23 protein-coding genes and 1 tRNA gene are annotated in these 21,057 nt (G+C 69.4%); 13 read left to right on the top strand and 11 right to left on the bottom strand.

Translation table 11 applies throughout. The features are described 5' to 3' along the window. Window positions 1-11: 11 nt before the first annotated feature. From H284_RS0103090 to H284_RS0103065, 6 genes are all read right to left on the bottom strand, one after another. On the bottom strand, window positions 12-1,016 hold the full coding sequence (locus H284_RS0103090) for a hypothetical protein (protein WP_020075111.1): 1,005 nt from the start codon (window positions 1,014-1,016) through the stop codon (window positions 12-14). A 27-nt stretch (window positions 1,017-1,043) separates the two neighbouring features. Further along, window positions 1,044-1,352 carry a helix-turn-helix domain-containing protein gene (locus tag H284_RS0103085; RefSeq protein ID WP_020075110.1) on the bottom strand — a complete coding sequence of 103 codons (309 nt, stop codon included), beginning with the start codon at window positions 1,350-1,352 and terminating at the stop codon, window positions 1,044-1,046. Window positions 1,353-1,502: 150 nt separating this feature from the next. After that, complete coding sequence (locus H284_RS20835; protein ID WP_155885440.1) at window positions 1,503-1,820, bottom strand: hypothetical protein; 318 nt, start codon at window positions 1,818-1,820, stop codon at window positions 1,503-1,505. A 126-nt stretch (window positions 1,821-1,946) separates the two neighbouring features. Continuing rightward, a complete protein-coding gene (locus tag H284_RS0103075) occupies window positions 1,947-2,681 on the bottom strand; it encodes an ABC transporter ATP-binding protein (protein WP_018190507.1) in 735 nt (244 codons plus the stop codon). Then, entirely contained in the window at window positions 2,682-3,545 is an 864-nt protein-coding gene (locus H284_RS0103070) for an ABC transporter permease (protein ID WP_018190508.1), read from the bottom strand. It lies immediately after the preceding gene. 73 nt (window positions 3,546-3,618) lie between these two features. After that, the gene (locus H284_RS0103065) at window positions 3,619-4,311 is read right to left on the bottom strand and encodes a phosphocholine cytidylyltransferase family protein (protein WP_029042798.1); all 693 of its coding nucleotides are present in this window, start codon (window positions 4,309-4,311) and stop codon (window positions 3,619-3,621) included. A 381-nt stretch (window positions 4,312-4,692) separates the two neighbouring features. On the opposite strand from H284_RS0103065, the gene H284_RS0103060 reads away from it, so the two are divergent. From H284_RS0103060 to H284_RS0103050, 3 genes are read left to right on the top strand one after another with little or no spacing between them, the layout of a single operon-like run. Beyond that, the gene (locus H284_RS0103060; RefSeq protein WP_020075108.1) at window positions 4,693-5,691 is read left to right on the top strand and encodes an ABC transporter ATP-binding protein; all 999 of its coding nucleotides are present in this window, start codon (window positions 4,693-4,695) and stop codon (window positions 5,689-5,691) included. Further along, window positions 5,667-7,244 (top strand): hypothetical protein, encoded by a 1,578-nt coding sequence (locus tag H284_RS0103055; RefSeq protein WP_231371058.1) that lies wholly within the window; start codon window positions 5,667-5,669, stop codon window positions 7,242-7,244. Before H284_RS0103060 ends, H284_RS0103055 begins: the two co-directional genes overlap by 25 nt. 58 nt (window positions 7,245-7,302) lie before the next feature. After that, window positions 7,303-7,581 carry a DUF3039 domain-containing protein gene (locus H284_RS0103050; RefSeq protein ID WP_018190512.1) on the top strand — a complete coding sequence of 93 codons (279 nt, stop codon included), beginning with the start codon at window positions 7,303-7,305 and terminating at the stop codon, window positions 7,579-7,581. A 27-nt stretch (window positions 7,582-7,608) separates the two neighbouring features. Here the strand turns inward: H284_RS0103050 and H284_RS0103045 are convergent, their stop codons facing one another. Next, entirely contained in the window at window positions 7,609-8,925 is a 1,317-nt protein-coding gene (locus H284_RS0103045; protein ID WP_020075106.1) for a nicotinate phosphoribosyltransferase, read from the bottom strand. Window positions 8,926-8,997: 72 nt separating this feature from the next. Between H284_RS0103045 and murI the strand changes: the two genes are divergently transcribed. The 4 genes from murI (at window position 8,998) to H284_RS0103025 (ending at window position 12,191) form a co-directional block, all read left to right on the top strand. Continuing rightward, the gene (gene murI / locus H284_RS0103040; RefSeq protein ID WP_018190514.1) at window positions 8,998-9,816 is read left to right on the top strand and encodes a glutamate racemase; all 819 of its coding nucleotides are present in this window, start codon (window positions 8,998-9,000) and stop codon (window positions 9,814-9,816) included. Window positions 9,817-9,864: 48 nt separating this feature from the next. Beyond that, window positions 9,865-10,620 carry a ribonuclease PH gene (gene rph / locus H284_RS0103035; protein WP_020075105.1) on the top strand — a complete coding sequence of 252 codons (756 nt, stop codon included), beginning with the start codon at window positions 9,865-9,867 and terminating at the stop codon, window positions 10,618-10,620. Between the two features lie 2 nt (window positions 10,621-10,622). Further along, a complete protein-coding gene (gene rdgB, locus H284_RS0103030) occupies window positions 10,623-11,216 on the top strand; it encodes an RdgB/HAM1 family non-canonical purine NTP pyrophosphatase (RefSeq protein WP_020075104.1) in 594 nt (197 codons plus the stop codon). 72 nt (window positions 11,217-11,288) lie between these two features. Then, window positions 11,289-12,191 (top strand): cation diffusion facilitator family transporter, encoded by a 903-nt coding sequence (locus tag H284_RS0103025; protein WP_020075103.1) that lies wholly within the window; start codon window positions 11,289-11,291, stop codon window positions 12,189-12,191. Between the two features lie 49 nt (window positions 12,192-12,240). On the opposite strand, the gene H284_RS0103020 is transcribed toward H284_RS0103025, so the two are convergent. The 4 genes from H284_RS0103020 to H284_RS0103005 form a co-directional block, all read right to left on the bottom strand. Then, window positions 12,241-13,017 (bottom strand): DedA family protein, encoded by a 777-nt coding sequence (locus H284_RS0103020; RefSeq protein ID WP_231371057.1) that lies wholly within the window; start codon window positions 13,015-13,017, stop codon window positions 12,241-12,243. Window positions 13,018-13,086: 69 nt separating this feature from the next. Continuing rightward, window positions 13,087-13,166, bottom strand: a tRNA-Leu gene (locus tag H284_RS0103015). 16 nt (window positions 13,167-13,182) lie between these two features. Beyond that, on the bottom strand, window positions 13,183-14,220 hold the full coding sequence (locus tag H284_RS0103010) for an LLM class flavin-dependent oxidoreductase (RefSeq protein WP_020075102.1): 1,038 nt from the start codon (window positions 14,218-14,220) through the stop codon (window positions 13,183-13,185). A 64-nt stretch (window positions 14,221-14,284) separates the two neighbouring features. Further along, a complete protein-coding gene (locus H284_RS0103005; protein WP_020075101.1) occupies window positions 14,285-15,550 on the bottom strand; it encodes an MFS transporter in 1,266 nt (421 codons plus the stop codon). A gap of 90 nt (window positions 15,551-15,640) precedes the next feature. On the opposite strand from H284_RS0103005, the gene prfB reads away from it, so the two are divergent. The 6 genes from prfB to H284_RS0102975 all read left to right on the top strand — a co-directional run bounded on the left by prfB (window position 15,641) and on the right by H284_RS0102975 (window position 21,044). Next, window positions 15,641-16,753: a peptide chain release factor 2 gene (gene prfB / locus H284_RS0103000; protein ID WP_020075100.1), complete on the top strand. Its 1,113-nt coding sequence runs from the start codon at window positions 15,641-15,643 to the stop codon at window positions 16,751-16,753. Between the two features lie 87 nt (window positions 16,754-16,840). Further along, on the top strand, window positions 16,841-18,004 hold the full coding sequence (ftsE, locus tag H284_RS0102995; protein ID WP_020075099.1) for a cell division ATP-binding protein FtsE: 1,164 nt from the start codon (window positions 16,841-16,843) through the stop codon (window positions 18,002-18,004). Beyond that, window positions 18,001-18,906, top strand: a complete 906-nt coding sequence (gene ftsX, locus H284_RS0102990) for a permease-like cell division protein FtsX (protein ID WP_018190523.1) — start codon at window positions 18,001-18,003, stop codon at window positions 18,904-18,906. Before ftsE ends, ftsX begins: the two co-directional genes overlap by 4 nt. 91 nt (window positions 18,907-18,997) lie before the next feature. Beyond that, window positions 18,998-19,474, top strand: a complete 477-nt coding sequence (gene smpB, locus H284_RS0102985; RefSeq protein WP_018190524.1) for an SsrA-binding protein SmpB — start codon at window positions 18,998-19,000, stop codon at window positions 19,472-19,474. A gap of 29 nt (window positions 19,475-19,503) precedes the next feature. Beyond that, complete coding sequence (locus H284_RS0102980) at window positions 19,504-20,244, top strand: tyrosine-protein phosphatase (RefSeq protein ID WP_020075098.1); 741 nt, start codon at window positions 19,504-19,506, stop codon at window positions 20,242-20,244. 122 nt (window positions 20,245-20,366) lie between these two features. After that, window positions 20,367-21,044: a DUF5666 domain-containing protein gene (locus H284_RS0102975; RefSeq protein ID WP_231371056.1), complete on the top strand. Its 678-nt coding sequence runs from the start codon at window positions 20,367-20,369 to the stop codon at window positions 21,042-21,044. Window positions 21,045-21,057: the final 13 nt, after the last annotated feature.

Raw genomic sequence — 21,057 nt, 5'->3', positions numbered from 1 at the left:
CGTGGATGCGGTCAGCCGGCCTGGCGCCGGCTTCCCGCCTCGCCGTCGTCTGCGGAGCCCTCAGCGGCGGTCCCACCGCCTGTGGGCGCGTCGGCCGGAGCGCCGGAGGGGCCGGACTCGATGACGTACGGACCCCGCGGCAGTTCGGACTCGATGGCCTCCGTCGGCGCATCCTTCCGCCGCCCGCGGCGGGGGAGTGCGCCCCGGAGCACGGTGCCCACCCGGACCACGCGCGTGCCGGTCGCCGTACCGAGACGGCGCACCGCTCCCGGGCCTTCGTTCGGGGTGAGGACCTCGGGGATGACGAGCGGTGGCGGGCCGAACGCGAGACGCGCGTTCTGCACGACGCGTCGCCCGAGGATGTTGTTGCCCGTGCCGCCGATCACGGCGCCGACGCCGAACGGGATGGCGCGGGCGAGGATGCTCGCCCCGCCGCGCACCGCGAACTGGCGGATGAACGCGTTCTTCAGCCGGTCGACCAGCGGACCGACGACCATGCTCGGAAGCGTCGAGGTGACGAGCTCGCCCCAGTAGGCAGTGCGGGTCACGCCGCCCCCGCCGAACTGGCCGGCCAGCTGACGCACCAGGTCGGATCCCTCTTTGCCGAGCATCATCGTAAGTACCAGGGCCCTGGCGCGCTCGGGGTCGTCGACGGCGATGCCGTGCAGCTCGCTCATCGACTGCGCGTACAGGGCGGTCGCCTCCAGGAAACCGGCCGTCTCCAGCCCGGAGAGGGCCAGGGTGATGCCGGTGCCGATCGCCGGGATGACGGCGGTGGCTCCGACCGCGGCCCCACCACTCGTCACGGCGGCGAGGTACCGGCGTTCGAGGATACGGGCCAGTTCGTCCGCGGACGCGTCCGGGTGACGGCGGCGGATGCTGCGCAGGTGGGCCACCACGACCGGCCGTTGGATGCCGAGAAAGCGGTCCAGGGTCGTGTTCACCGCGCGTGGAGTGTCTCCGCCGCGCGACGGTCCTCCGGTGACGGAGATGATCGGTTGCTGCTTCTTAGCCATCTCCTCAGAGTGTAGGCCGGTTCCCGATCAAGACGACCGGCGACGCCGTTCCCGTGCGCTCAGGTACTCGCGAGCCGACAGTACGCGGACGTCGCTCGGCAGGTGTTCGGTCGAGATGTCCTGCGTGAGCGTCGACACGTCGGTCCCGAGCACCGCCGCGATGCGCATCATCGTCAGCAGGCTGGGGTTCGCCCCTCCGCGTTCGATCTTGCCGAAGTTGGTCACGTGCATGGCGGCGAGACTCGCGATCGCCTCCTGGCTGAGGCCCAGGCGGACACGGGCACGACGGATGCGTTCGCCGAGCAGGAGGGCGGCGGTCCCTGCGGGGTTCTTCATAGTTCATCAGTGAAGAGCCGAACGCCCCTTCTGCTCCAGAGCACGAGCACCCCGAACATCGAACCTCACGCGTTGGTCACAGAAAATGCCGGTGATACCCGTATTCCGCGGGAGCCCTCCGGGCCGCGCGTGCGACCCGGAGAGCTCTCGTCAGAAGCTGATCTGCCAGAGGTACTCGCGGCCGTCCGGCGGGAACCACCGCACGACCAGCACGGTGTCGCGGGCCGGCTCCGGGCCGGACAGGCTCGCCCGGACCGCCTCGCCCGGTGGCACCGAGGTGGGCGCGCTGACCCGCAGCCGCGCGCTTCCGGAGACGCTCAGGGTCACCCCGTTGAGCGTCTCCTTCCCCGCATTGACCAGGCGGTAGTGGGGTGCCGCGGAGCGGTCGACCCGCCACGGGACGGGGTACGCCAGGCGGCGCGGACGAGGGGCGGGAGAGGGGCTGCGAAGAAACCGGAGACGATTCATGCGACGACGCTAACCAGCCCCTCCGACGCTCGACGCCCCGAAATCGGGCACGAACACCACTTCCGGGGAGAACCCGCCGAAATCTTTTCTGGGGACGGTTTCACGCCCTGGGGAGAACGCGCGAACTCAGGTGCCGTAGTCGGCGTTGTACAGCTCCAGGACATCCCCGATCGGTCCGTCGAGCACGAGCGCGCCCTTGTCGAGGTAGAGCCCGCGTTCGCAGAAGCGCCGCAGATCCTTCTCGTTGTGCGAGACGAAGAACAGCGTCCTCCCGCCCGCGAGGAGCTCCTCGATGCGCCGGTAGCACTTCTCCCGGAAGCCGCGGTCGCCGACGGCCAGCACCTCGTCGACGAGCAGCACCGGCTCCTCCAGCTGCGAGATGACGGAGAACGCGATGCGCACCTTCATGCCGCTCGACAGGTGCTTATACGGGGTGTCGACGAAGTCGCCGATCTCGGCGAAGTCGATGATCTCGCCGAACCGCTCGTCGATCTGGGAGCGGGTCATGCCGTGCAGGCCGGCCGTCAGGTAGACGTTGTCGCGCACCGTGAGGTCGTCGACGAATCCACCCGTGATCTCGATCAGCGGGGCGACGCCGTCGCGCACGGTCACGGTTCCCTCGTCCGGGAGCATGACGCCGGCGACGAGCTTCAGCAGCGTCGACTTGCCCTGGCCGTTGCGCCCGACCACGCCGATCGCCTCACCCGGCTGCACGTCGAAGCTGACGTTGCGGAGCGCCCAGAAGTCGTCCGGGCGCACCCGGCGCTCGCGGGTGGAGAAGAGGTCCTTGAACGAGCGGCGGGCTCCGCGATTGCGGCGGAAGCGCACGCCGAGACCGTCGACGGCGATGACGGGGGGCACTCAGATCTCCTTCAGGACGTCACGCTCGAAGTGCTTGAAGACGAGCCAGCCGATCCCCAGCAGCACCAGTGACATCGCCGCGCTGACGCCGACCAGGAACCAGTCCAGCTCCTCGGCGAAGAACGCCGAGCGGTAGAGGCTGAAGATGCCGGTGAGCGGGTTGAACGCAGACCAGAAGTGCAGCGAGAACAGCACGTCCGTCTGCGCGCCGGGATGGGCGGTGAGGTAGGCGGCACAATGCCGCGCGGCGATGCCTGCCCCGCAGCCGCCGGGCAGGTCGCGGGCGCTGTAGATGATGGGGGAGGCGTAGAAGAGGAAGCGGAGTGCCAGCTTCACGGCGCGCTCCAGGTCGCGGAAGAACACGACGAGCGGCGCCACGATCAGCCCGACGCCGATGGTCAGCACCGTCTGGATGAGGATCGCGACAGGGAACAGCAGCACGTCGACGTTGAGGCGCGCGCCCGTGAGCACGGCGAAGAACGCCAGCACCGGCAAGGACAGCAGGAACTCGATGCCCTTAGACGCCACGATCCGGTTCACCCAGATGGTCCGCGGGATCATCGTCGAACGGATCAGCTTCGCCTCGCGGATGAACGCCCGCGTGCTGTCCGAGACGGCGCCGTTGAACCACATCCACGGCAGCAGCGCGGCGAGCAGGAAGACGATGTAGGGGTTCTCACCGACATCGCGCTTGAAGATGACCGTGAACACGAACCAGTAGATCGCGCTCATCACGAGCGGATCGAGGATCGACCACAGGTAGCCGAGGACACTGGTCGAGTAGCGGACGCGGAGGTCGCGCTTGGTCAGCAGCCAGAGCGAGTGCCGGTAGCGCGAGAAGCGCGAACGCTGCGCAGGGCGCACTTCAGTCGGGATACTGGTCACGAGAACCCATCGTATTGATCGAAGCCGCGTGAAAGCTCACGCCGACATCCGACTATACGAAAAGATTCGCGCGCTCCAGGTCCTCCTGGAAGTCGACCTCGACGGCGTACAGGTCCGAGATGTCCACCGGCTCGACCAGCATGCGGTCCTGCTCGATCGCCAGCTCGATGCCGCGCTCGAAGTAGTCCTGGTCGCCGACGCGCTGCAGCTGACGCAGCAGGGCGGCCTTGTCGCCGGAGGAGATGTAGTTGATGCCGACCGCCTCGCCGAGACCGCCCTTGACGGTCTTGGACAGCTCCTGGATGTAGCCCTCCGGGCCGGTCGTGTACTTGACCTCCTCGTCCGCGACGGACGAGGTGTTCACGGTGACGAAGGTCTGGTCGCGGGCCACCATGGCGGCACCGCGCACGAGGACGGCCGGGTCGAAGACCACGTCGCCGTTCATCCAGAGCACGCCGCCGGGGCCCGACGCCTGCAGGGCGCGCATGAGGCTCTTGGAGGTGTTGGTCTGGTCGTACTGCTCGTTGTAGACGAACTGGGCGTCCGGGAACGCCTCGATGATGTGCTCCAGCTTGTAGCCGACGACGATCGTCACCTGGGCGTCCTTGCCGAACGCCGCGTGGATGTTGTCGAACTGCTGCTGCATGATGGTGCGGCCGTCGTTCAGTTCGGTCAGCGGCTTCGGAAGGCTCCGTCCGAGTCGGCTTCCCATGCCGGCCGCGAGAATCACTACCTGGGTCGTCACAATCATCTCCTTGTCCTACGCGGCCCGGCCTGTGCAGCGACTTCCTTCGTCGCCGCCGGCCTCGCCCGGGAGAGGCTCACCCAGGAATTCATCCGCGCTTACGCGTTTAGACACCCCTTCATGCCTCCCACAGACTACCGGGGGGCATACACGGGGGGCAGGGGTTGACGGATGTCGTTGTTGGGTCGTTATGTTCCTCACAGGACATTCGGAGCAGACCGATCGCGTCACGCTCGTGCGGGGGGTACGCAGGCGCGTGGGTATTGGTACGTTAGCGGGGTGAGTTCCGAGCACGCGCGTCCCCAGAGCACCGAGCCCGAGGAGGGTCGGGCGACGGAAGCGGCGGAGACGGCGAAACGGGGATCACAGAGGGGGGACACCATGGCGGAGGCTGCAGAGCCGACGACCGCGCAGGGCGGGGCCGACACCGGCCCGGCACCACGGGCGAAGCGTGCCCCGGCGAAGACGGCTGCGGCCGCCGCCGGCACGAGCACGCGCGCTCCGCGGACGAGAACGACCGCGGCGAAGCCGCGGCAGAGCACACGCACGAAGACCGAGACGGCCGCGGCGGGCGCCGCCCCGACCGTCGTGCTGGAGGCGCCGAAACCGGTGGAGACCCGGCCGACGGTGCTGACCATCAGCGGCGTGCAGAAGCGCTACGGCGACACGGTCGCCGTCGACGGGGTGACCCTCGACATCGCGGAAGGGTCCTTCTACGGGATCGTCGGACCGAACGGCGCAGGTAAGACGACGACGCTCTCGATCGTCACCGGGCTGCTCCGGCCGGACGCCGGCCGCGTCGTCGTCCACGGCGTCGATGTCTGGGCGGAGCCGGTCCGTGCGAAGCACATCATCGGCGTGCTGCCGGACAAGCTCCGGCTGTTCGACCGCCTCACCGGCGCCCAGTTCCTCCGTTACGCGGGCACTCTGCGCGGGCTGAGCGCCAAGACCGTGCGGGCTCGGACAGGCGACCTCGCCGCCGCGTTCGGGATCGAGGACGCCCTCGACCGCCTCGTCGCCGACTACTCCGCCGGCATGACCAAGAAGATCGCGTTGGCCGCCGCCATGATCCACTCGCCGCGGCTCCTCGTGCTCGACGAGCCGTTCGAGTCGGTCGACCCGGTGTCGGCGGCGAACATCATCGACATCCTGCAGCGCTACACCGCGGCGGGCGGAACGGTCGTCGTCTCGAGTCACGGCATGGACATGATCCAGCGCGTGTGCGACAGCGTCGCCATCATCGTCCGCGGGCAGGTGCTGGCCTCCGGGACCATCGACGAGGTGCGCGGCGAGCAGACGCTCGAAGAGCGCTTCGTCGACCTGGCCGGCGGTCGCAAGGCAGCGGAAGGCATGGAGTGGTTGCACAGTTTCTCGGACTGAAGCTGCGGATCATGGGCAACGCCTTCCGGCGGAGCCCGTGGCAGATCTTCGGCCTGGTGATCGGGCTGCTCTACGGAGGCTTCATCACCGTCCTCGTCGTCGGCTCGCTGGTCGCCGCACGGCTCGTCCCCGATATCGCGGCGACGCACAGCGTCCTCGTCGTCATCGGGTCGGTGGTGCTCGCCGGGTTCGCCCTGCTCCCGCTGCTCTTCGGCGTCGACGACACGCTCGACCCGCGGGAGTTCGCGCTCTTCGGCATCCCGAATCGATCGCTCGCCACCGGCCTGCTGCTGGCCGGCCTGCTCGGCATCCCGTCGCTCGTGCTCATCATCTGCGCGGCGACCACGGTCGTCACCTGGTCGCAGAACCCCGGAACGGTGCTGGTCGCCCTGATCTGCGCGGTCGTGGTGGTGCTCACCTGTGTGCTGGCCTCACGCGTCACGACCGCAATCGCCCACTCGATGCTCTCGACGCGCCGCTCCCGCGAGGCGGGCGGCGTCATCGGCATCCTGCTGCTCGTGCTCATCGGCCCTGTGCTGCTCCTGCTCGTCACGGTCGACTGGGGCCGCGACGGTCTCGGAGCCCTCGGCGGCGCGGCCGGCTGGCTCGCGTGGACGCCGCTCGGCGCCATGTGGTCGGCGCCCGGCGCGGCCGCGCAGGGCGACTGGGGCGCTGCCGTGCTGCAGCTGATCATCGCGCTCGTCACACTCGGCCTGCTCTGGCTCGGCTGGACGGCGCTCGTCGCCTACGTCGTCGCGTCGCCAGAACGCGAGCAGCGGTCGAAGGACTACCACGGCCTCGGCTGGTTCGACCGGCTGCCCGGCGGCCCGACCGCCGCGATCGCCGCGCGCTCGATGACCTACTGGGGCAGGGATGCGCGCTACTGGGTGTCGATCGTCCTCATCCCGGTGATCCCGGTCGCGGTGGTGGTCGCCCTCGCCCTCGCCGGGCTCCCGTGGCACTTCATCGCCCTCGTGCCGCTGCCGCTGGTGTGCCTGTTCCTCGGCTGGAGCATCCACAACGACCTGGCCTACGACAGCACCGCGATCTGGCTGCACCTCGTGTCGGGCACGCGCGGCATGGCGGACCGCGCCGGGCGGATGTTCCCGCCGGTCGTGGTGGGCATTCCGGTGCTCGTGGTCGGCTCCATCGCCACGACGATCGTCTTCGGCGACTGGGCCGTGCTGCCGTCCGTCGCGGCGCTGAGCGGGGCGATCCTGGTCATCGGCCTGGGCCTCTCCAGTATTTCGTCCGCGCTGTTCCCGTACCCGGCGACGAAACCGGGCGACAGCGCGTTCACGCAGCCGCAGACCTCGGGCGCCTCCGCGGCGCTGGTCCAGTCGCTGAGCTTCTTCGCCATCCTGATCCTCGCCTCCCCCGTGCTGGTGTTCCTCATTCTCGGGATCACCGTCAACGTGTTCTGGCTGGCGATCGCGCCGGTGGCGGCGGTGCTGATCGGCTTCGCCACCCTGTTCTTCGGGATCTGGCTGGGCGGCCGGGTGTTCGACCGCCGCGGGCCCGAGATCATGGCCTTCGCGAACCGCAACGACTGAGCGAGCGCTTGTCGGGCATCCCCGACGCATCCACCCGTACGGCGTCTAAACTGGTGGCATGAACGAAGCGAGCATCTCCGAGCCGGGCGGCCAGCCGAGCGGCGGCGGGGCGACGACGCTCGACCGCGAGCTCGAGGAGCTCCTGCAGAACCAGGAGCCGGGCGACCACGAGCGCTTCTCGCACTACGTCAAGAAGGAGCAGATCCTCGAGTCGGCTCTCACGGGCAAGCCGGTGAAGGCGCTGTGCGGCAAGATGTGGACGCCGAACCGCGACCCAGAGAAGTTCCCGGTGTGCCCGACCTGCCGCGAGATCTACGAGGGCCTGCAGGGCGAGTAGCCCTCGGGCCACGTCGCCCGGCCGGGCTCAGCCGAAGAGCGTGGGCAGCACGGGGTCGCCGCGGCCCAGACGGAATGCCTCGTCCGGCAGCTCCGCCATGGCGAGCGCGCGGTGCTCGCGCGCCCGGCGCGTCCCCTCGACGCCCAGGTGCTCGCGGTGCACCTCGCCGTCCGTGATCAGCGGCACCAGGAGGTCGCGCCCGCTGTCGTCCGGCGTGTCGCCCTTCTCGACGATGTGCACCACCTCGGCCACCGCCGTCCCGCGCGCGTCGAGTCGGCGGATCGGGTGCTTGCGGCCGCCGATGCTGGCCTTGCCGTCAGACTTCTTGGCGACCGAGATCCACTCTCCGCCGTCGCCGCTGCGGTGGGCGACGAGCTTGTAGACCATGCCGGAGGCGGGATGCCCGGAGCCGGTCACGACGGAGGTGCCGACCCCGTAGGAGTCGACGGGGGAGGCGGCGAGGGCCGCGATCGTGAACTCGTCGAGGTCGTTGGTGACGGTGATGCGGGTCTTCGTGGCGCCGAGGGAGTCGAGCTGCTGGCGCACCTGCTTGACCAGCTTGGGCAGGTCGCCCGAGTCGAGCCGCACCGCGCCGAGCTCCGGACCGGCCACCTTCACGGCCGTCTCGATCGCCTTCTCGACGTCGAAGGTGTCGACCAGGAGCGTGGTGCCGGGGCCGAGCGCATCCACCTGGGCCCGGAAGGCGTCCTCCTCGGAGTCGTGCAGGAGGGTGAAGGCGTGGGCCGCGGTCCCCATCGTCGGCACGCCCCACGTGCGCCCGGCCTCGAGGTTCGACGTCGCCGAGAACCCGGCGATGAAGGCGGCGCGGGCGGCAGCGACCGCCGAGCGCTCGTTCGCACGGCGTGAGCCCATCTCGGCCAGCGGGCGACCGGCCGACGCGGCCACCATGCGCGCGGCGGCCGAGGCCACGGCGGAGTCGTAATTGAAGACGCTCAGCAGGAGGGTCTCGAGGATGACGCCCTCGGCGAAGGGGGCGTCCACGATGAAGAACGGCGATCCGGGGAAGAACAACTCGCCCTCGCGGTAGCCGCGGATCGTGCCGGAGAAGCGGTAGTCTGCGAGCCAGTCGATGGTCTCGTCGCGCACCACGTTGTTGTCGCGCAGGAACTGCAGCTCGGCATCCTGGAACCGGAACTGCTCGATCAGCTCCAGGAGCCGTCCGGTGCCGGCCAGCACGCCGTAACGGCGTCCATCGGGAAGCCGGCGCGTGAACGCCTCGAACACGCACTCGCGGTCGTGAGTGCCGGCGAGCAGCGCGGCGTCGAGCATCGTGAGCTCGTAGCGGTCGGTCAGTAGCGCGGAGGACGCGGCTCTCTCGGTCACGTCGCCAGCCTACTCACGCCACCCGGCCTGCTCACGCCTCCGTGAGCCACCGGACCGGTAGGCTGGAGTGCTGTGACGGATGCGCCGATTGGGATCTTCGACTCGGGTGTGGGCGGGCTGACCGTCGCCCGGGCGATCCGCGATCAGCTGCCCAACGAGTCCATCCTCTACGTCGGCGACACCGCGCACTCCCCGTACGGGCCGAAGTCGATCGCCGATGTACGCCGCTACTCGCTCGAAGTGCTCGACTTCCTCGTCGACCAGGGCGTCAAGATGCTCGTCATCGCGTGCAACACCGCGTCCTCCGCGATGCTGCGGGATGCGCGCGAGCGCTACGACGTGCCGGTGATCGAGGTCATCCAGCCGGCTGTCCGGCGTGCCGTCTCCGCGACGCGCACCGGCCGGGTCGGGGTGATCGGCACGGTCGGCACCATCGCCTCCCGCGCCTACGAGGACGCTTTCGCCGCCGCACCCACCCTCCAGCTGTTCACGCAGGCGTGCCCGCGGTTCGTCGAGTTCGTGGAGGCGGGGGTCACCAGCGGCGAGGAGGTGCTGCGGGTCACCGCCGAGTACCTGCAGCCGCTCCGCGACGCCGACGTCGACACGCTAGTGCTCGGCTGCACGCACTACCCGTTCCTGAAGGGCGCGATCTCGTACGTGATGGGGGAGGGCGTCTCGCTCGTCTCCAGCGACACCGAGACCGCCAAGGACGTCTACCGCACCCTCGTCGGCCAGGGGCTCGAGCGCCGCTCGCCGCTGCCGCCGACCATCCACTACGAAGCCACCGGCTCGGACGCCGACACCTTTCTGCGTCTGGCCCACCGGTTCATCGGCCCCGAGGTCTCGCAGGTCGACCTGGTGCACACCGGCGTCATCGACCTCCCGCTCTGACCATCCCATCCACGCCCACGAGCCATTGATCCCACCGAGGAGACCTGAGTGACCGACATCACCCGCGCCGACGGGCGCACCCCGGACCAGCTGCGTCCCGTGACCATCGAGCGGGGCTGGAGCCGCCAGGCGGAGGGCTCCGCACTCATCTCCTTCGGCAACACCCGGGTGCTCTGCACCGCCTCCTTCACCAACGGCGTTCCGCGCTGGATGTCGGGCAAGGGCCGCGGCTGGGTCACGGCCGAGTACGCCATGCTTCCGCGCTCGACGAACGAGCGCATGGACCGGGAGTCGGTCAAGGGACGCGTCGGCGGCCGCACGCACGAGATCAGTCGTCTGGTCGGGCGCAGCCTGCGGGCCGTCGTCGACATGAAGGCGCTCGGCGAGAACACGATCGTCCTCGACTGCGACGTGCTGCAGGCCGACGGCGGCACACGCACCGCCGCGATCACCGGCGCGTACGTCGCCCTCGCGGAGGCGCTCGAGTGGGGCCGCGAGCACCGCTTCATCGGCCAGAAGGCGACGCCCCTGATCGATTCGGTATCCGCCGTCTCCGTCGGCGTCATCGACGGGACTCCGATGCTCGACCTCGCCTACGTCGAGGATGTGCGGGCCGAGACCGACATGAACGTCGTCGTGACCGGCCGCGGCCTCTTCGTGGAGGTGCAGGGCACCGCCGAGGGCGCGCCGTTCGACCGTGGCGAGCTGAACTCGCTCCTCGACCTCGCGCTCGCCGGCACGACCGAGCTCGCGGGCATCCAGACGGCGGCCCTCGCCCCGGCCGCGGCGGCCGCGGAGGCCTGAGCGTGGTCCGCGTCGTCCTCGCAACGCACAACCAGCACAAGGCGCGCGAGTTCCAGCAGATCCTCGGGCGGGAGGTTCCTGGCCTCGAGATCGTCGCCTACGACGGCCCCGAGCCGGTGGAGGACGGCGTCAGCTTCGAGGAGAACGCGCTGATCAAGGCGCGCGCCGCCGTCGCCCACACCGGGCTCCCCGCGCTCGCCGACGACTCGGGCATCTGCGTGGATGTGATGGGCGGCGCTCCGGGGATCTTCTCCGCCCGCTGGGCGGGCTCGCACGGCGACGCGGCCGCCAACCTGCGGCTGTTGCTCGATCAGCTGGCCGACATCCCGGACCCCGACCGCGCCGCGCACTTCACGGCTACCCTCGCGCTCGTCACGCCGGGTGGCGAGCCCACCGTCGTCCAGGGCATCTGGCCCGGAAGCATCGCACGCGAGCCGCGCGGCGAGAACGGGCACGGCTACGACCCGATCTTCGTGCCGGACGGACACGACATGACGGCGGCGGAGCTGGAGCCCTCGGCGAAGAACGCGGAGAGCCACCGCGCCCGAGCGCTGTCGGCGATCGTCCCGGCGCTGCGGGAGCTCGGCGAGAGCTGAGAACGGCACTCATTCCCATCTAGGTCCGGGCCCTGGCGGTGGAGCGAACTTCTCCCTAGCGTAGAAGCTGAGATGAGTCACGACCACGGCCGCACCGCCAACCGCAACCGCCTGCTGATCGCCATCGGCATCGTGGCGGTCGTGCTCGTCGTCGAGGTCGTCGGCGCGTGGGTGAGCGGCTCCCTGTCGCTGCTGGCGGACGCCGGCCACATGCTCAGCGACCTGGCCGGGCTCATCATCGCGCTGATGGCGACCATCGTGGCCGCGCGTCCGGCGACGGACAGACAGACCTTCGGTTTCCGTCGGGCCGAGGTGTTCGGCGCGCTCATCAACGGCCTCATCCTGGTCGTCGTCGCTGTGACGGTCACCGTCGGCGCGATCGGGCGGCTGGTGGGCGGCGAGACCGAGGTGCACAGCATCCCGATGCTCGTCGTCGCGGCGATCGGACTCGTCGCCAACTTCGGCGCCCTGCTGGTGCTCCGGCCCTCCGCCGGTCACTCGATCAACATGCGCGGGGCGTACCTGGAGGTGTTCGGCGATCTGGTCGGGTCGGCCACCGTCATCGTTGCGGCGGTCGTCATCCTGCTCACCGGCTTCACCCCGGCCGACGCGATCGCATCCCTGCTGATCGCCGCCCTGATCGTGCCGCGCGCGTTCGTGCTGCTGCGCGACGTCGTGCGGGTGCTGAGCGAGGCGGCGCCGGCGGACACGGATGTGGCCGAGATCCGGGATCACATCCTCGGTACACCGGGCGTGGTGGCCGTGCACGACGTGCACGTCTGGGCGATCACGTCGGGCGCCCCGGTGTTCAGCGCTCACGTCGTCTGCGAGCCCGCGGTGTTCCGCGAGGGACGGACGGGCACCCTGCTCGACGAGCTCTCCGGCTGCCTGACGACGCACTTCGACGTGGAGCACTCCACGTTCCAGCTGGAGCCGGCGGAGCACGCCGCGCACGAGGACGAGTTCCACCGCTGACCCGGCGGCACCGACCCGCTGGCGCACGCACGCCGGCGCGGTCGGCGGCTCAGGCCTCCGGGTGCGTGGGCGCGGGTGCCGGCTCGTCGACGACCGCGGGAGCGGCCGCGCTCTCGGCGGCCTTCCGCTTGGACTTGCGCAGCGACTGGAAGTAGTGGAAGAGCGTCGGCACCAGCGTGATGACGACCGCGCCGATCAGGATGACGTCGATGTAGCTCGAGACGAAGTTCGCCACCGGCGGGATGTACCCGATCAGATAGCCGAAGAAGGTCAGGCCGGCGCCCCACAGCAGTGCGCCCAGGGCGTTGTACAGCGAGTACTTCTTGTAGCTCATGTGGCCGACGCCCGCGGCGACGGGCGCGAAGGTGCGCACGATCGGCACGAACCGGGCAACGATGACCGCGAGGGCCCCGAAACGCTCGAAGAACTGGTTGGTGCGCCGCACGTTCTCCATCGAGAACAGTCCGGTCTCTTTGCGTTCGAAGATCCGTGGGCCGGCCTTGTGCCCGATCAGATACCCCGCCTCACCGCCGAGGAACGCGGCGAACGCGATGGCGAGGCAGACCCACCAGATGTCGACCCCGAACACCAGCGAGGTGTGCGTCAGCAGCCCCGAGATGATCAGCAGGGTGTCGCCGGGCAGGAGGAAGCCGACCAGCAGACCGGTCTCGGCGAAGACGATTCCGCAGACCACCAGGAGCGCCCACGGACCCGCCGAGTGGATGATGGTGTTCGGGTCGAGCCACGGGATGAGGCCGGCGTGATGGATCACGGTTCTCCAGGAGGGATCGGTGGGAAAGCTGAGCCCGAGTTTAGCGTCGGCCATGCGCTGGAAGCTGCACGAAGCGTGCGAATTCGGATCCGCCCGGGAAGATCATCCTGGGGTCGTACACGGTGCGGGAGAAGGGACTCGAACCCTCACGCCGAAGCACAGGAACCTAAATCCTGCGTGTCTGCCAGTTTCACCACTCCCGCAGTGCGCTGGGCGCGGCTACGACATTAGCTCATGGACGCGCGGAGCGACCTCCGTGCCGTACAGCTCGATCGAGCGCATCAGGTCGTCGTGGGGCAGCGTCCCGTTGCTCATCTTGATGTCGAAGCGGGAGGCCCCGAGCCCCTTCGCGGCGTAGGCGATCTTCTGCGCGACCGTCTCCGGCGAGCCGACGACGAGCGCGCCGTCCGGCCCCGCCTCGTGCTCGAAGCGCGCGCGGGAGGCCGGCGGCCAGCCGCGCTCGCGGCCGATCCGGTTCGTCATCACCTCGTAGTGCGGCCACAGGATGTCCTTGGCCTCCTGGTCGGTCTCGGCGATGAAGCCGGGGGAGTGCACGCCGATCGGGAGGGTGGTGTCCTGTCCGAACTGCTCCAGCGCCTTGCGGTACAGCTCGGCGAGCGGCTGGAACCGCATCGGGCCGCCGCCGATGATGGCGAGCACGAGCGGGAAGCCGTAGTGCGCCGCACGCACCACCGACTCCGGGCTCCCGCCGACGCCGATCCACGTCTTCAGCAGGCCGTGCTCGACGTGCGGGTACACCGACTGCCCGTCCAGGGATGGACGTAGCTCGCCCGTCCAGGTGACCGGCTCCTGCTTGCGCACCTCGGCGAACAGGTTCAGCTTCTCCTCGAACAGCTCCTCGTACTTCGCGAGGTCGTACCCGAACAGCGGGAAGGACTCGATGAACGATCCGCGCCCGAGGATGACCTCCGCGCGGCCTCCCGAGATGCCGTCGAGCGTCGCGAACCGCTGGAACACCCGCACCGGGTCGTCCGAGCTCAGCACCGTCACGGCGGACCCGAGGTGGATGCGCTCGGTGTGCCCCGCGATCGCCGCGAGCACGACCTCGGGCGCCGAGACGGCGAAGTCCTCGCGGTGGTGCTCGCCGACGCCGAAGAAGTCGAGGCCGACGCGGTCGGCCTGCACCCCCTCCGCCACGACGTTGCGCAGGGTCTGCGCCTGCGACAGCGGCTTCCCGTCGGCGTCCAGCGTCACGTCGCCGAACGTGTCGATCCCGAGTTCCAGCTTCCCGGCCATGTCATCCCTCGATTCATGCGTCTGCATGGATATGCAAGCGCGTCGTCGGCCAGGGTATTCCGTGTCAGGCGGGGCGGGGTCTGCGCGGGACGTAGCGCGGGATGTAGCGGGCCAGCATCCCCGCGCCGACCAGTCCGAGCACGCCCATGACCCCGCTCGCGAACGAGATCGAGACGAGCGCCGTCAGCAGCGACACGAACAGGGGAGCGGCGGCCTGCCCGGCGTCGGCGGAGAACCGCCACGCGCCGAGGAACGGTGCGGGCCGGTCCTTCGGCGCCAGGTCTGCGCCGAGCGTCATCACGATGCCGGAGCCGATGCCGTTCGCCACCGAGAGGAACAGCGAGACGCCGATGTACCAGGCGACCGCCGAGCTCAGGTCGTGCGAGAAGGCGAGCACCAGGAAGCCGAGGCCGAGGCCGAGCATCGACGGGATGGCGCTCCACATCCGTCCGAACCGGTCCATGATCTGCCCGCTGGCGTAGAAGAGCGCGAAGTCGACGGCCCCGGCGAGACCGATGATCAGCGCCGTATTCGACTCGCTCAGCCCGATGGACACCGCCCAGAGAGGCATCAGGACGGTGCGGGCGGAGCGGATCGCCGCGACGAGGGAGACGCCGGCGCCCATCCGGAGGAGCACCTCGCGGAACGACCAGATGGTGCGGAACAGCCCGTGGGTGCGCTCCTCGGCCTCCTCCTCGCCGGTGGTCACCTGGGCGCCCGACTCGTCGGTCACCCGCGCTGACGGCCCGAACATCTTCTCCGGGTCGGGGAGCGCCAGGAGCACGACGACCGAACCGAGGCAGCTGATGATGAAGATCCAGAAGACGGACTGCGTCGACCCCGTCACGGCGATGACGGCCGACGCGATGAGCGGGCCGATGAACCATCCAGCGCGGAAGATGCCGCCGAGCGTCGACAGTGCCCGTGCGCGGTAGCGGGCGGGGACGTACGACGTCATGAACGCGTGCCGCGCGAGGGCGAAGACGGCGGTCGCGGTGCCGACGAGGAAGATGCCGGCCATCAGCACCCAGTAGTTCGGCGCAAGAAGGCAGATGACGACGCCGACGATCGCGACGACGGCCGCACCGATCATGGAGGTGCGCTCACCGACCCGCGACACCACCCATCCACTCGGGATGTCTCCGGCGAGCTCGCCCAGCATCACCATCGAGGCGATGAAGCCGGCCATCGCGAGGCTCGCGCCGAGGTTGCCTGCGGCGATGGGGATGATCGGGATGATCGCTCCCTCTCCGACGGAGAACAGCAGCGTCGGGAGGAAGGCGGCGAGGGCGACGGAGCGGAAGCTGAAGGGGCGCTCTTCGGAAGTCATTTCGTTAACACCGTACAACTTCCGTTCGCGGGCGCTCGCCCGGCGGCGCAGGCTCGGCGTCGGGGGCGGCCCGGTAGGCTGGAGGACGACATGATCGAACTCGACCTCTCCTCCCAGATCGCCGACCTGCGGTCCACCTTCTCCGACATCACCGCGGTGGTCGACGTCGACCGCCTGCGCGCCGACATCGCCGACCTCAGCGAGAAGGCGGGAGCCCCCGACCTCTGGGACGACACCGCCAACGCCCAGAAGGTGACAAGCGCGCTCAGCCACCGCCAGTCGGAGCTCGCGCGCATCACCGCGATCGAGCGCCGCCTCGACGACCTGGAGGTGCTGGTCGAGCTGGCCAACGAGGCGGAGGACGAGGAGTCGGCGGCCGAGGCCCGTACCGAGCTGCAGTCGCTGCAGGCCGCGCTCGGCGACCTCGAGGTGCAGACGCTGCTGAGCGGCGAGTACGACAACCGTGCGGCCATCGTGACCATCCGCTCGGGCGCCGGCGGCGACGACGCCACCGACTTCGCCGAGATGCTCATGCGCATGTACCTGCGCTGGGCGGAGCAGCACAAGTACCCGGTGAAGGTCATGGACACCTCCTACGCAGAGGGCGCGGGCATCAAGTCGGCGACCTTCGAGGTGGATGCGCCGTACGCCTTCGGAACGCTGTCGGTCGAGGCCGGCACGCACCGTCTCGCCCGCATCAGCCCGTTCGGATCGGCCGACAAGCGCCAGACGTCGTTCGCGGCCGTCGAGGTCATCCCGCTGATGGAGGAGGCGACCGAGGTCGAGGTCCCGGAGGGCGACATCCGCGTGGATGTGTTCCGCTCGTCCGGTCCCGGCGGCCAGTCGGTCAACACGACCGACTCCGCGGTGCGCATCACCCACCTCCCGACCGGCCTCGTCGTCTCGATGCAGAACGAGAAGTCGCAGATCCAGAACCGTGCGGCCGCCATGCGCGTGCTGCAGACCCGCCTCCTGCTGTTGCAGAAGGAGGAGGAGGCCGCGAAGAAGAAGGAGCTCGCCGGCACCATCACGGCGAGCTGGGGCGACCAGATGCGCTCCTACTTCCTCTACGGCCAGCAGCTGGTGAAGGACCTCCGCACGGGATACGAGTCCGGCAACCCCAGCGCCGTGTTCGACGGCGACCTCGACGGCTTCATCGCCGCGGGCATCCGCTGGCGCGCGGGCAACAAGTCCGAGGAGTAACGCCCGGGGAGCAAAGCCCGGGCGGTTGTGGCGCACGGGCATGTCGCTACTGCGGATCGGAGCGGGACTGCTTAGTCTCAAGGGGTCATGATCCGGTTCGAACACGTATCCAAGCAGTACCCGGGCACAGCGCGCCCGGCACTCAACGGCATCAACCTGGAAGTGCTGCGCGGAGAGTTCGTCTTCCTCGTCGGCGCCTCCGGTTCCGGCAAGTCCAGCTGCCTGCGCCTCATCCTCAAAGAGGAGAAGCCCACGAAGGGCAAGATCCACGTGCTGGGGCAGGACCTCGGCACGATCTCGTCGCGCAAGGTGCCGTACTTCCGCCGCAACATCGGTGTCGTCTTCCAGGACTTCCGGCTGCTGCCGAATAAGAACGTCTTCCAGAACGTCGCCTTCACCCTGCAGGTGATCGGCAAGTCGCGCGGCTTCATCCAGGAGGCCGTGCCCGACGTTCTGAAGATGGTCGGCCTCGACGGCAAGGCGCAGCGCCTGCCGCACGAGCTCTCGGGCGGTGAGCAGCAGCGCGTGGCGATCGCCCGAGCGGTGGTCAACAAGCCGCAGGTGCTCCTCGCCGACGAGCCGACCGGAAACCTCGACCCCGCGACGAGCGCCGGCATCATGGCCGTGCTCGAGCGCATCAACGCCGGAGGCACGACCGTCGTCATGGCGACGCACGAGGCCGCGATCGTCGACCAGATGAAGCGCCGCGTGATCGAGCTCGTGGGCGGCCAGATCGTGCGCGACGAGCGCCACGGCGGATACGGCTTCACGGCCGCGATCCCCATCGCGCAGCCGCTCGAGCGCGACGAACCGGTCTCCGCCGCGACGCCCGTCTTCGCGGGAGCCGCTGCCGCGTCGGCGCCGGCGTCCGCCCCGATGACCCGGCCGAACGCGCCGACCTCCACGCCGACCGCCCCGGTGGCGGTGCCGCAGGCCGCTCCGCAGCAGACCGCACCCCAGCAGGCGGTGCCGCAGCAGGCGGCGCCCCAGCAACCCGCTCACGAGCCGCATCCCGCGCACCAGCCGCAGCACGCGCAGCCCGCGCATCAGCCGCAGCACGCGCAGCCCGCCGAACAGCCGCAGCCCGCCGCCTACCCGGCGCCCGTGCAGTTCGCGACAGCGCCCGTTCCTCCGGCGCCCGCGTCGGAGGAGCTCCCCGAACACCTGAACTTCACGGCGAACCTCGACCTCAGCGGTCTGCGCGAGGACTCCGACCGTGACGGCGACCAGAATGTGGGGCCGACGAAATGAGATTCGGACTCATCTGGTCGGAGGTCGGCAACGGCCTCCGTCGCAACCTGTCGATGGTCGTCTCGGTCATCCTCGTCACGTTCATCTCGCTGACGTTCGTCGGCACGGCCGTCCTGCTGCAGATGCAGATCGGCCAGATGAAGACCTACTGGTACGACCGCGCGCAGGTCGCCGTGTACATGTGCACGACGACCGACAACTGCGCGAGCGGACCGGCCACCGACCAGACCATCGAGGCGGTCAAGAAGCAGCTCGAGTCGCCGGAGCTCGCCCCGTACATCCAGAAGTTCTACTTCCAGGACCAGAAGCAGGGCTACGAGCAGTTCAAAGAGCAGTTCAAGGGCAACCAGATCGCCGACTTCGTCACGCCGGACATGATCCCGCAGACCTTCTGGGTGAACCTGAAGGACCCGAACCAGTCGGCGGTGCTCACCGAGACGCTCTCCGGTTCGGCCGGCGTGCAGAGCGTGGTCGACCAGCGGAGCTATCTGGATCAGATCTTCAGCATCCTGAACGCTGCGAGCTACACCGCGATCGGCATCGCCGCGCTCATGCTCGTGGCCGCTGTGCTGCTGATCGCCACGACCATCCGGCTCTCCGCCTTCTCGCGAAGGCGGGAGATCGGGATCATGCGGCTCGTCGGCGCGTCCAACCGGTTCATCCAGACGCCGTTCATCATCGAGGGCGTGATCGCGGCCCTGATCGGCTCGATCCTCGCCTCCGTCGTGATCGCGCTCGGCGTGCAGTTCTTCGTCCGCGGTTACCTCAGCCAGCGCATCCAGTCGATCAACTTCGTCGGGATGGAGCAGGCCTGGCTGGTGATCCCCATCCTCGTGGTGATCGGCGTGTTGCTGGCTGCCGCGTCGGCCAACTTCGCGATCAAGCGCTACCTGAAGGTCTGACACCCGCCCGCAGACCGGCGGAGGGCGATAGACTGGTCCGCTGCCCGGCACCGTGCCGGGCGTCGACCATCGCCGATGTGAGGAGCGAGCTGTGCCGAAGGAACGGGGCCAGAAGGTCGTGGCCACCAATCGCCGGGCGCGCCACGACTACACGATCGAGGACACCTTCGAGGCGGGCCTCGTGCTCACCGGGACCGAGGTGAAGTCGCTGCGGATGGGGCGGGCGTCCCTCGTCGACGGCTACGCGTTCGTCGATGGAGGCGAGGCCTGGCTCGACGCCGTGCACATCCCGGAGTACGCCGACGGAACGTGGAACAACCACGCCCCCCGGCGCAAGCGGAAGCTGCTGCTGCACAAGGCGCAGATCCTGAAGATCGAGAACAAGGTCAAGCAGGGCGGCTACACGATCGTGCCGCTGTCGATCTACTTCAACGACGGCCGGGCGAAGGTCGAGATCGCGGTCGCCAAGGGCAAGCGCGAGTACGACAAGCGCCAGGCGCTGCGCGAGCGTCAGGACCAGCGCGAGGCGCAGCGGGCGATGTCCACGCGCGGCCACCTGGGCGAGTGAGCGCCCGGGCGGAGTGACAGACTGAGGGTATGGACTCGACCGCTCAGCGCATCCCGATCGAAGGCACGTACAACTTCCGGGATGTCGGCGGCTATCCGGTCGACGGCGGTACGACCCGGCGGGGCAAGCTGTACCGGGCCGATGCGCTCGGCCGCATCGGGCCGGCGGGCCGCGACGCCCTGCGCGAGCTGGGCATCCGCATCGTGATCGACCTGCGCGACGACTTCGAGGTCGCGGCGCTGCCGGACGCCCTGGACGGGCTCGACGTCGAGGTGCTGCACCTCCCGGTGTTCGAGGGATCGGGCGCGTCCGCATCCACCGTCGGGGCGACCATCGTGCACCTGTACGACAAGATCGTCTTCCAGCACACGGATGTCATCGTCCGTGCGCTGCGCGAGATCGCGGACACGGAGGAGGAGCCCGTCGTCGTCCACTGCACGGCCGGCAAGGACCGCACCGGCATCGTCGTCGCACTCGCTCTGCTGGCGGTCGGGGTCGACCGGGAGACCGTCGTGTCCGACTACGCGGTCACCGAGGACAACCTGCGCGGACCCTGGCTCGAAGGGATGCTGGAGCTCGTCCGCGGCTACGGCGTCGAGGTCACGCCGGACCTCCGGATCATCCTCGGGGGAAGCCCGCGCGAGGCGCTGGAGACCACGATCGACCGGATCGAGCAGCGGGCAGGGAGCGTGCGGCAGTACCTGCTCGACGCCGGGCTGGACGAGGTGGAGCTCGCCAAGCTGCGATCCGTGCTGGTGGAGCCGGCCTGACGCTCTGCGATGCTGATGCTGCGACGCCGCGCTCTGGCGTTCTCAGGTCGGCGTCCGGATTCTCATCGGACCCATAACCGCCTCCCAGCGCCAACAACGCTGTCGGATGCTTTCATGTGACCATGAGCAACACGCCGCCCACCGATCCCACCGAGCCGCTGCCGCCCTATCAGGGCCAGACGCCGCCGCCCGGTCCTGCTGCGCCGGCGGCTCCGGCAGCGCCGGCCGCGACTACGTCAGCGCCGGTCGTCGGTGAACCGTTCTACAAACGACACGGTCTGGCGTTCGCGATCTCGACGCTCGTGCTGTCGATCGTCGTGCTGCTCGGCCTCGTCACGGCCGGCTCCTTCGCGGTCGCCAGCGTGGTGTCGCACCTGGGTGGGCGCGCGATCTCGCACGTCCTCCCCGGTCAGGGCCACGGACAGCAGCCGGGTGTTCCCGGTATGCCGGGGCGTCCGGGTGACGGCGGCGGGAACGGCAAGGGCGGCGGTCAGCAGGGTGGGGGCGAGGACCAGAAGGGGCGCGTCCTGCTCCGCGGCACCATCGCATCCATCTCGGGGGACACCTGGACGATCGACCGCGAGAGCGGTGCGTCGGTCGAGGTGCGGGTGACGTCGTCGACCGTCTTCGGCACGCCGATGCAGTCGGCATCGAAGTCGGACTTCGCGAAAGGCGACGAGGTGATCGTCATCGCCAAGCGTGCAGACGACAGCGTGACCGCGACGCGCGTGCTCAAGCTGGATGCGTTCCCGACCCGTCCGCCGTCGACGCCGGGGACACCGCAGACTCCCGGTTCCTGAGGCTCTGGACCGC

Source organism: Cryocola sp. 340MFSha3.1, assembly GCF_000383315.1.
Taxonomy (GTDB): Bacteria; Actinomycetota; Actinomycetes; order Actinomycetales; family Microbacteriaceae; genus Leifsonia.
Note: the sequence above shows the minus strand (reverse complement) of the source record. Positions and strands in the feature narration are given on the sequence as shown.

What these genes read in the sequence shown, in the direction of transcription:
- H284_RS0103090 (WP_020075111.1), bottom strand. Translation starts at nt 1,016, where the DNA reads ATGGCTAAGAAGCAGCAACCGATCATCTCCGTCACCGGAGGACCGTCG.
- H284_RS0103085 (WP_020075110.1), bottom strand. Translation starts at nt 1,352, where the DNA reads ATGAAGAACCCCGCAGGGACCGCCGCCCTCCTGCTCGGCGAACGCATC.
- H284_RS20835 (WP_155885440.1), bottom strand. Translation starts at nt 1,820, where the DNA reads ATGAATCGTCTCCGGTTTCTTCGCAGCCCCTCTCCCGCCCCTCGTCCG.
- H284_RS0103060 (WP_020075108.1), top strand. Translation starts at nt 4,693, where the DNA reads ATGGCGGAGGCTGCAGAGCCGACGACCGCGCAGGGCGGGGCCGACACC.
- H284_RS0103050 (WP_018190512.1), top strand. Translation starts at nt 7,303, where the DNA reads ATGAACGAAGCGAGCATCTCCGAGCCGGGCGGCCAGCCGAGCGGCGGC.
- H284_RS0103025 (WP_020075103.1), top strand. Translation starts at nt 11,289, where the DNA reads ATGAGTCACGACCACGGCCGCACCGCCAACCGCAACCGCCTGCTGATC.
- H284_RS0103020 (WP_231371057.1), bottom strand. Translation starts at nt 13,017, where the DNA reads ATGGCCGACGCTAAACTCGGGCTCAGCTTTCCCACCGATCCCTCCTGG.
- H284_RS0103010 (WP_020075102.1), bottom strand. Translation starts at nt 14,220, where the DNA reads ATGGCCGGGAAGCTGGAACTCGGGATCGACACGTTCGGCGACGTGACG.
- H284_RS0103005 (WP_020075101.1), bottom strand. Translation starts at nt 15,550, where the DNA reads ATGACTTCCGAAGAGCGCCCCTTCAGCTTCCGCTCCGTCGCCCTCGCC.
- prfB (WP_020075100.1), top strand. Translation starts at nt 15,641, where the DNA reads ATGATCGAACTCGACCTCTCCTCCCAGATCGCCGACCTGCGGTCCACC.
- ftsE (WP_020075099.1), top strand. Translation starts at nt 16,841, where the DNA reads ATGATCCGGTTCGAACACGTATCCAAGCAGTACCCGGGCACAGCGCGC.
- ftsX (WP_018190523.1), top strand. Translation starts at nt 18,001, where the DNA reads ATGAGATTCGGACTCATCTGGTCGGAGGTCGGCAACGGCCTCCGTCGC.
- H284_RS0102980 (WP_020075098.1), top strand. Translation starts at nt 19,504, where the DNA reads ATGGACTCGACCGCTCAGCGCATCCCGATCGAAGGCACGTACAACTTC.
- H284_RS0102975 (WP_231371056.1), top strand. Translation starts at nt 20,367, where the DNA reads ATGAGCAACACGCCGCCCACCGATCCCACCGAGCCGCTGCCGCCCTAT.